The 9,275-nt window shown below is 68.7% G+C and carries 8 protein-coding genes; 4 read left to right on the forward strand and 4 right to left on the reverse strand.

What is annotated here, in order from left to right; genetic code table 11:
* The first annotated feature begins 802 nt into the window (after positions 1 to 802).
* The 4 genes from IE263_RS42650 (at position 803) to IE263_RS42665 (ending at position 6,671) form a co-directional block, all read left to right on the forward strand.
* Positions 803 to 1,909, forward strand: a complete 1,107-nt coding sequence (locus IE263_RS42650) for an LLM class flavin-dependent oxidoreductase (protein ID WP_189943507.1) — start codon at positions 803 to 805, stop codon at positions 1,907 to 1,909.
* A gap of 402 nt (positions 1,910 to 2,311) precedes the next feature.
* Complete coding sequence (locus IE263_RS42655; RefSeq protein ID WP_229911473.1) at positions 2,312 to 4,819, forward strand: ATP-binding SpoIIE family protein phosphatase; 2,508 nt, start codon at positions 2,312 to 2,314, stop codon at positions 4,817 to 4,819.
* Between the two features lie 497 nt (positions 4,820 to 5,316).
* Positions 5,317 to 6,192 (forward strand): dioxygenase family protein, encoded by an 876-nt coding sequence (locus tag IE263_RS42660; protein ID WP_189943508.1) that lies wholly within the window; start codon positions 5,317 to 5,319, stop codon positions 6,190 to 6,192.
* A 77-nt stretch (positions 6,193 to 6,269) separates the two neighbouring features.
* Complete coding sequence (locus IE263_RS42665) at positions 6,270 to 6,671, forward strand: nuclear transport factor 2 family protein (RefSeq protein ID WP_268256135.1); 402 nt, start codon at positions 6,270 to 6,272, stop codon at positions 6,669 to 6,671.
* A 20-nt stretch (positions 6,672 to 6,691) separates the two neighbouring features.
* Here IE263_RS42665 and IE263_RS42670 read toward each other — a convergent pair whose 3' ends face one another.
* The 4 genes from IE263_RS42670 to IE263_RS42685 form a co-directional block, all read right to left on the reverse strand.
* Positions 6,692 to 6,934 (reverse strand): hypothetical protein, encoded by a 243-nt coding sequence (locus IE263_RS42670; RefSeq protein ID WP_189943510.1) that lies wholly within the window; start codon positions 6,932 to 6,934, stop codon positions 6,692 to 6,694.
* Between the two features lie 167 nt (positions 6,935 to 7,101).
* A complete protein-coding gene (locus tag IE263_RS42675; RefSeq protein WP_189943511.1) occupies positions 7,102 to 7,353 on the reverse strand; it encodes a hypothetical protein in 252 nt (83 codons plus the stop codon).
* Between the two features lie 253 nt (positions 7,354 to 7,606).
* On the reverse strand, positions 7,607 to 8,665 hold the full coding sequence (locus IE263_RS42680; RefSeq protein ID WP_189943512.1) for an LLM class flavin-dependent oxidoreductase: 1,059 nt from the start codon (positions 8,663 to 8,665) through the stop codon (positions 7,607 to 7,609).
* A gap of 95 nt (positions 8,666 to 8,760) precedes the next feature.
* Positions 8,761 to 9,132 carry a DoxX family protein gene (locus IE263_RS42685; protein ID WP_189943513.1) on the reverse strand — a complete coding sequence of 124 codons (372 nt, stop codon included), beginning with the start codon at positions 9,130 to 9,132 and terminating at the stop codon, positions 8,761 to 8,763.
* Positions 9,133 to 9,275: the final 143 nt, after the last annotated feature.

A 9,275-nucleotide genomic window follows, 5' to 3' on the forward strand; every position in this document is an offset into this window, starting at 1 on the left:
ACGGCCCTCATCACAGGCCCGTGCCATCAAGTACGCATAGCGCTCCAGTCGTTGGGACAGTGGCGAAGACGAGGTTCTCCGACGGCGGGTGATTGGTCCCGCGGTGCAGGTGATGGCTGCAGGCGCCGTGCTGGCGGAGCGGTGCCCGACGGAGCGTCCACCCTCGACCTTTTCGGCGAGGAAATGGTCCTTCTCTGTTTCGGCCGCCGGGCGTCCGACGCCCACGGTCTCGTCGTCGCGGCGCGTGCGCGACAGGTCCCCTTGAGGATCGTGGAGATTGATGATCCCGCGGTGGCGGCCCTCTACGCTCGGGCCTTCGTTCTGGTCCGGCCCGACGGGATGGTGGCGTAGCGGAGTGACGAGAGCCCGGCCAATCCGGACGGCCTGATCGACAGGGTGCGAGGCGCCTGCCTGGCTGTGGGCGGCCATAAGCGGACCATGCTGTCGCAGGCATGAAGGGCGCTCGGGAGCATGGGAGCCGCCCGGTTTGAATGGAGATTTCACCAACTCCTGGGGTTCAGACTTCCCCCGAGGAAGCCGATTCGCAGTCCCTGCCTAGTCGATGGCGGGTCGAGCGGAGACTCGGCATGGATCATGCACGCCCACCGGAACGTCCGCGACCACGATAGGTAGCCACAGCCAGAGAAGCTCACCTGATCGGCTTCTTCGGCGGGCGCCTTGAGACCGCGCCTGCGTAGTTCGCGCCGATTGGGGCTGCGGTCGTATCCGTTGTCGCCGAGCAAAATATCCGGCGCTTACATGGTCGGGACATCCCTTCACCAAGTTACACAAAGGAGATGTAGTGGATGCCGGTCTTGTACTTATGAGCTATCACGGTTCATGGGATGACGCTGCCTATGCCGAGAAGCACGGCTTTGCGTGTGTGGGTTTCGTCGACTCACCCCTCATCGCCGGTGACCCGTTCGTGGCCATGGCACTGACCGCCGAGCGCACATCGACCCTTCGGATCGGGACGATGCTCGCCATTCCCAGCAATCGCATCGCCCCCGTCTGTGCCACCGCCATCGCGACCGTCAATCGTCTGGCCCCCGGCCGGGCCTTCCTCGGCCTCGGCACCGGCAACACGGGCCGCGCGATCCTGGGGCTGAAGTCGCTGCCCGTCAGTCGTCTCGCGGAGTACATCGCCTCGTGCCGTGCTTTGCTCGACGGCGAGGAGGCCACCCACCGGGCGGGCGACACCTCGCAGTGGGTGCGGATGGCGCATGCCCCCGAGGATCGCTACGTCCACCGCGGTGTCCCGATCTATGTCGCAGCCGACGGCCCACGGGCGCGCGGTGTGGCATACGAGCTCGGCAACGGATGGATCATGGGCCTTCAGGGCTGCAACGCGATGGTGAACGCGCCGGAGGTGCTCGGAGCGTCTCTGGCGGCGGCTAGAGCAGCGGCGGCTGCGGCCGGCAAGGGTCCCGATGACTTCTACACCATGTGTTCGCTGGGGCTGTGCGTCCTTGAGGAGGGGGAATCCCCGATGTCGCCGCGCGCACTCGAACGGGTCGGCCCAGTCGCGATGCTGCCGTTCCATGCGTATGCCGACAACCCGGCTATAGGTGCACACCTTCCTTCCCCGATACGCGACCGCCTGGACATCTATGAGCGCAGGGTGCTGTCCCGCCTCGACGTCCCCCGTGACCGGCTGTACCAGGAGACGCACCGGGGTCACCTTTCGCATCTGCTCCCCGGCGAGGAGGACGTGCTGACCGAGGAGATCATCCGCATGACGACCCTGACGGGCACGGCGCGCGAGATTGCCGACATCCTGCGAGGGCTCCAGGCGGCAGGACTTCGGAACGTCACGCTCAACCCGCCGCCGCACCTGGCGCGTGAGGCGGTCCGGGAGTACGCCGAGAAGATCGCGCCGCTGCTCGACGCGGGAGGCCGAGTTTACTAGTCACACCCAAGCAGCCGCAGACGGCTGCGACGAGCGCATCCACTCGCGGCGGAGCCGTTCTTGGTGCGTCGCCACCGAGCTGCCTGGCCATGATCGGCTCGGCATGGTTCACCTCGGGGGAGGGGCAGGCGATGGCCGACATGGTGGCGGCCGGACCGCTCGACCTGAGCCCGCTGGAACACGTTGTCCATCCCCCAAACGCGTCAACGAGGCCATCAGCGGCACGGCGCGGCGCAGCGGCGGCTTCAGCAACTTCTTCGTGAGTCCCCTCGCGACCGCGTAGCGGCTCTGCGGAGTCCGGTAGCACAAGGAGCCTGTGGGCCCCACACAAACTACTGTGGGTTACGTCGGGCTCGCGGCCGTGCTCCTGTGCGGTCAGGGCGCGAGCCAGCTGGAGGCGATGTGTCGGCTCAATCCGCGGAGCGTGCGAGCCATGCCGGGGCGGCGGTGCCGACGCGGCTGGCGCTGCTGGCGTCGGCGGCCGCAGGACTGCCCGGCGACCGGGCCCTGCTGCTGGCCCTGCAGCAGGCGACCGCAGGTCTGGGGGGACTCGGCGGCGTGGTACACCGGCGGGACCCCGGATCCGGAGCGCTGAGGCTCATGGCGGTCAGCGGGCTCGCTCCCGCGGTCACCGAGGCATGGGCCGGTCTCCCGGAGGACGGTGACAGCGCGCCTGCCCGCGCCGTCCGGGGTGTCTCCGAGGTCTGGCTGACCGGGGATGTCGCCGGGGTCGGGGCATCAGGTACGGCATCCGTGCCGCTGCCCGGCCCCGACGGGCCGGTGGGCGCGCTGTCGGTGTTCACCGTGGCATCCGCGGCACCGGACCCCGACCAGTGGTCCCTGCTCCGGTCGGTGGCGGCATGGGCCGCCGAGCACCTGGACACACCGGCATCCGACGGCACCTACGTGCCGCACGGGCCGTTCCTCCGTACGCTGCGCGGCCTGCGTGTCGGCTTCGTGACGGTCGACGACGACTGGCGGGTCACCTTCGCCAACGAGGAGGCCGAGCGCCTGCTTGCCGCCGGACGGGTACAGCCCGGAACCGTGTTCTGGGACTTTCCCGCCACCCGTGTCCACGGCCTGGAGGCCCAGTGCCGACGGGCAGCCGCTGAGGGCCGGCCGGTCGGCTTCGACGTGCGCTGGCCGACCGACCAGCGGCTCTACTACGTCCGGCTCGACCCCGTGCCGGGCAGCGGGCTGGCGGTCTCGTTCCTCGACGTCACCGACCGTCGGCTGGGGCAGGGCGCGGGCTCGGCGGAGGAAGGGGCGATGGCCGCGCGCACCGCCCGGATGGGCGTGCTGACCGTGGCCCTCGCTGAGGCCGTGACGTCGCAGGACGTGGTCCGGGCGGTCGCGGAGCATGTGCTGCCGGCGTTCGGCGCGGACGGACTGGTGGTGGAGACGCTGGAGGGCGGACGAGTGAGGGTGGTCGACTCCGTCGGCTACCCGCATGAGTTCCTCAGCAGGATCGACGGCATCCCGCTGGCCGCCAACACCGCGGTCACCGAGGCGCTGCGCACCCGAACCCCGGCGTTCGTCGAGTCCACGGCCGCCTTCATCGAGCTCTATCCGAACCTGAAGAGCCTGACCGCGATGTCGCCCATGCAGGCATGGGCCTTCCTCCCGCTCATCGCCTCGGGTCACGCCGTCGGCTGCTGTGTCGTCTCCTTCGCCCGGCCGCGCTCCTTCGACGAGGAGGAACGCACCCTGCTGACCGCACTGAGCGGCCTGGTCGCCCAGGCTCTGGAACGGGCCCGCCTGTACGACGTCGAACACACCCGGGCCCAGGGACTCCAGCGCGACCTGCTGCCCAGAACGCTGCCCTCCCTGCCCGCCGCCTCCGCCGCCGCCCGCTACCTTCCCGCAGGGCGCGGCGGGGACGAGGCCGGCGGCGACTGGTACGACGTCATCCCGCTGTCCGCCGACCGCGTGGCCATCGTGATCGGGGACGTCATGGGGCACGGCATCACCGAGGCCGCGACCATGGGCCGACTCCGCACGGCCGTCCGCACGCTCGCCGACCTGGAGCTGGAGCCGGCCGAACTCCTCGGCCACCTCAACGAACTCGTCGGCGACCTCGGCTATGACCACTACGCCACCTGCGCGTACGCCGTCTACGACCCGGTCGCGCGCACCTGCTCCTTCTGCCTGGCAGGTCATCCGCCGCCACTCGTGGTGCATCCCGACGGTACGGTGCACAGTCCAGAACTGACCGTCAACCCTCCCCTCGGCGCCGCCGAACCGCCCTTCGACGTCCACGAGGTGCACCTGCCCGACGAAAGCCTGCTGGTGCTCTGCACGGACGGTCTCGTCGAGTCCGCCACCCGGGACACGGAGGAAGGCCTCGTCCAGCTGCGCCGGACCCTGGCCGAAGAAGTGAGCCGCACCCCGTACTTCGACGTCGACCCGCCGGACGACGGAGGCGATCTCGACAGGCTGTGCGACCACATCGTCTCGGCCCTGGTACCCGATCGGGAGGGAACCACCGACGACGCCGCACTACTCATCACCCGCATCCACGGCACCCCCGCCGCCGACGTCGTCTCCTATGACCTGCCCCATGACCCCAGGGCGGCCGGACAGGCCCGAGCCCACGTCCGAGACCGGCTCGGCGTCTGGGAGCTGGACGAACTGGCCATGACCACCGAGCTGTTGGTGAGCGAGCTGGTGGGCAACGTGGTCCGGCACGCACAGGGACCCATCTGCCTGCGTCTCCTGCGCAGCCGGTCACTCATCTGCGAGGTGTACGACCACAGCCTCACCACCCCGCGCATCCGGCGCGCCGGGTACACGGACGAGGGGGGTCGAGGCCTCCACCTGGTTGCCGCCCTCTCCCGGCGCTGGGGCACCCGCTTCTTCGGAGACGGCAAGTGCATCTGGACCGAGCAGGACCTGCCGCCGGGATCCTGATCAGCCGTATTTGTGATGAACCGCACCAGAAACTGCTGGTCTTCCTCCATACAACGCGGATGTCACGCTGAGCGGGCGTTGACGCGGCAAGGCTGTGCCGAGGTAGTTCTTCGCCCACGGCCACCCGCGTCCCTCTTTGACGCGCCCTTATGAACGTCGCACAAGAGGGTCAAATCTGGGCGTTCCCATCGGCAACCTGCTGCCCGCCGAACGACCCGGCCTCCTCGCCCGCATGCGGTCCTTGCTTCGGCCCGGCGACGTTTCCCTCCCGGGCGCGGACGTACGCAACAAGGTAGGGGGGCGCGGATTCAGTGCCGTGAACGGGGTTGTCCAAGACGGCTCCGACGCCGAGTTGGGCACATTCTGTGACCAGCAGTTACGGGACAAGGTTTATTGGATAAGCCATTCCAGTTGATGTAACATCAACTGGAGTACCATATCCACTTGAGGGATCCGGGCCGTCGCGGCCCGACGCCCACCACCGGCAGGGGACTTTGATGAGTACGTCGGAAAGCACCAGGCTCCAGGTCGTCTTCGACGACCTCCAGTCGACGATCGCGGATCTGATCATCAAGCACGGAGTGACCGAGCAGGAGTTCCAGCGAGCCATCGCATGGGCCCTGGAACTCGCCGAAGCCGGCGAAATACCCATGACGATCTACCAGTTCTTCATGCATCCGGTACTGGAGGCCAACCCGGGCGCCGCGTACGCGAATCCGGAGAAGGACGGTGCGAGCCCCTGGATCGGCAGGGGACCGGCCTATGTACCCGGGGCGCCGGTCCTGGAACGCCCGTACGCGCTGCCCATGCGCCCCGACGAACCCGGCGAGGCGCTCTTCGTCTCGGGACAGGTGCGCTCCACGAGCGGCGAGCCGATCGCGGGCGCGGAGCTCGACATCTGGATGACCAACGCCAAGGGCGACTACTCGAACTTGACCGCGGAGATGATCCGGCCTCTGGTCATAGACCTTGACGAGAGCCTGCCCCCGTTCAACCTGCGCGGAAAGCTGCTCACGGACGATGAGGGCCGCTTCGAGTACCGCACGGTCATGCCCGGCATCGAGGTCATGGGCATCGCCGAGGACGGCCCCCTGGGCAGGCTCATCAAGAAACTGGACCGGGTCGACACCCGCCCGCTGCACATCCACGCGATCGTCACCGCCGCCGGCTTCCACACGCTGACCACGCAGTCCCACTTTCAAGGCGACCCGAGGGTCGGCAACACCCTCGAACCCCGCACGACGCCCGAGTCCAGCGTGCACGCCACACAGCTCCACGACGACCCGGCCGACTTCAAGGCGCGCGGCCTGGATGCGCCCTACCACACCGTGACCCACGACTACGTACTGCGCCCGGTGACCCCAGCAGTCTGAGCGAACCGGACCCAGGCGGCTCGGCGGAGCGCGGGGTGCCAGACCGCGCTCCGCCGCAGCCCAGGGGGCTGGCGGCGATGGCCCCACGGTGGACAGTCGCCGACGAGTTGGCCATCCGTGGCCTTACCGCACGCTTCAATCACATGGCCAACCAGATACGCGGCGCCGATTGCGCCGCAGCCTTCACCGAGAACGGCGTACTCGAGTCGGCCGCGCGCTTCGAGGGCAGAGCGGCCATCGCAGCCTACTTTGACGCCCAGGAGCATGGAGAGCCTGTCGACATTGGCTTCGGAAAGACGGGACATCTCTTCTCTGCCGTGTGTGTCACCAGCGACAACGTCATCACCATCGAGGGTGACAAGGCGACCCAGATGTCGTACATGCTGGTGTTCCGCCAGGTCCCGCGTGAACTGGATGGACGCCGGTTGGTTGTTCGAGCACAGGATGATGAACGTGCTCCAGACGAACGCGAACCCTGACGCCACGGCGCAGACGATTCTCAGGCTGCCGACGAATCCGTGACCACCGAAACCGCCGAGTTCGACGTGAGCGCGGCGTGTGTGATGCCGTGTGGGAGCGCGGCCCCGGCGGGAACGCCGCGTAGCCCGTCCGGGTCCAGATAGGTGCGGGCGGCGATCTCGGGGACCATCCCGGCTCGCGCACGAGTCGAGTACGCGGGATCGGCCGCCTCCCGGGTCAGCTGGTAGCGGCTCTCAGCGCCCCGCTGATTCGAGTGGGTCACGATGCGTCGGCACAACGGTCTCGCGCAGCCCGCGGCCGGCTTCGGCATCTCGGCTGGCACCGCGGCCCCGATCCTGCTCAGGACCGGTCGTCAGGTTGCAGTGCGAACCGCAGCTCGGCGCGCGTGGCGGGGGCATCGAGTCGCAGCCCTGTCGCTGTCGGACACGCTCAGGTCGAGTTCCGCCCGGGGTCGTAGAGCTCGCCGTGGATGGGGGCGTGGCGGGCGAGCAACTCGTCGTACTCGGCGAGCAGTGCCTCGCTCAGCGCCTTGGCGTCCACAGGAGTCGACGACCCGTCCATCCGGGTCAACAACACCACGCACTTCGTTGCCTCGACGCGGACCGCGTCTTCCTCCACTGTGACACGACCGCCGGTGACGACGACCCGGGTCACGCCGACGAACTCCGCTGCACCGGGCATGCCGGTGACCGCTGGTCCGGCGAACTGCGCGGATGCTCGATGCCTGGCACCGGAAACTACGTCAGCGTCCTGCGGGTGCTGAGACCCCGCAGAAGGAGTTGAGCGACCGGGTTGTCCTACGTCGACCGGGTGTTGGTCAATCCCTACGCCGCGATCCTCGTCGAGGCTTTCAGGTCGGTCGTCGTTTTCGAACAGGGTGCGCATGTCGCAAGATCGTGGCCGCCGACGTCCGCGACGCCGGTTCAGCTGTTCGTCAGGCTGCGGCCGGTCCGGCCGGCGGGGCGAGTTCCCTGCGGATGACGGGGGCGATCTCGGTGGCGAGAAGCTCGATCGAGTCGTGGACCATCCCGGCGGGCATGCCGCCGAAATCGACCTGGCCGATGTAACGGTCGATGCCGAGCACTTCGCGTTCGGCGAGGATCTTGTCGATGATCTCCTGGGGACTGCCGACCATCAGCGCGCCGAACGATACCGCTGCGGCGTCGAAATCGGCGCGTCCGATGTGAAAGCCGCGTCCGGTGGGCGGCTTGGGGCGGACGTATTCCTTGTAGAAGGGGAAGACGTCGTCGCGTGCGCCCTGGGAGGTGCGGCCGACGTAGAAGTGGCCGGATCTGCCGAGCCGCAGCCGGTCGGGGCGGTGGCCGGCTGCGGTGCCGACCGCGCGGTAGTGCTCGACGAGGGGGCGGGCACGTCGGATGTCCCCGCCGATGAGGCCGAGCACCATGGGCAGGCCGAGGCGTCCGGCGCGTTCCACGCTGGAGGGGGTGCCGCCCACGCCGAGCCACAGCGGCAACTGCGGCTGCTGGGGCGGGGGCTGGACGGACAGGCCGTCCATGGCCGGGCGGAACCGCCCGCGCCAGGTGACGTGTTCGGGGTTCTCACGGATGGTGAGCAGCAGCCGCAGCTTCTCCGTGAACACGTCGTCGTAGTCCTCGAGGTCCACGCCGAACAGGCGGAACGCCTCGGCGAACGCGCTGCGCCCGGCGATGATCTCGGTGCGGCCATCGCTGATCAGGTCCAGGGAGGCGAAGTCCTGGTGCAGCCGGACCGGATCGGCGGTGGACAGCACCGACACGGCACTGGCCAGCCGGATACGGCTGGTGGCCTGGGCGATCGCGGCCAGCGGGACGGCGGGGTTGGCGACAGCGAAGTCCCAGCTGTGGTGCTCGCCGAGACCGAAGACGTCCAGGCCGGCCTGGTCGGCGGCGATGGCGTAGGAGATGATCTCGCGGGTGCGGCGCCCCGGGTCGTGCAGTTTTCCTGTGGCGGGGTCGGTCTGCAGGTCGGACAGGGAGATGATGCCCAGTTCCACGGTCGTCTCCGGTAGGCGGACAGGGGTTGAGAGGGAGCGGCCCGACCGGCGTGGTCGCGGACCGGGCCGCTGTGAAGGGGCGGGGGACCGGGTGGTCAGAAGGAGTGGGGCCCGAACCGGCCCCACATGATGACCGCGGCGACGATGAGCAGGATCGCGTTGAACCCGATGGCCTGCGGCTCCTTGCGGCGGGCGTGGAGGCCCATGGCCAGGACCATGATCACAGCCAGGCCGGTGGCGGCCAGCGGGGTGAGCACCGTGGCGATGTCGAAAGCACCTGGCAGGATCAGCCCGAGGCCGCCGGCGAGTTCGGCGACGCCGATCAGACGCACCACGGGTGTCGAGACGTCACTGACCCACGGCAGCTGGGATATGAGCTTTTCGCGGGGCTGGGTGGCCTTGGTGACGCCGGCGGCCACGAACAGCGCGGCGAGGACGCCCTGCAGGATCCACAGGAACACGTTCATCGGAGCGGAGACCTTCTTCTTAGGTCGCGCCGCGGTGGGGATCGCCGCGGCGGATGAGGATGGAGCGGATCAAGGTTCAACAAAGATTCAACGGGGGAGAGCTGGGAGGCGTCAGACGGTGAAGACGCGCTCGGCTTCGTCGC

The sequence above is a fragment of the Streptomyces aurantiogriseus genome (assembly GCF_014649375.1).
In the GTDB taxonomy this organism is placed as follows: Bacteria; Actinomycetota; Actinomycetes; order Streptomycetales; family Streptomycetaceae; genus Streptomyces; species Streptomyces aurantiogriseus.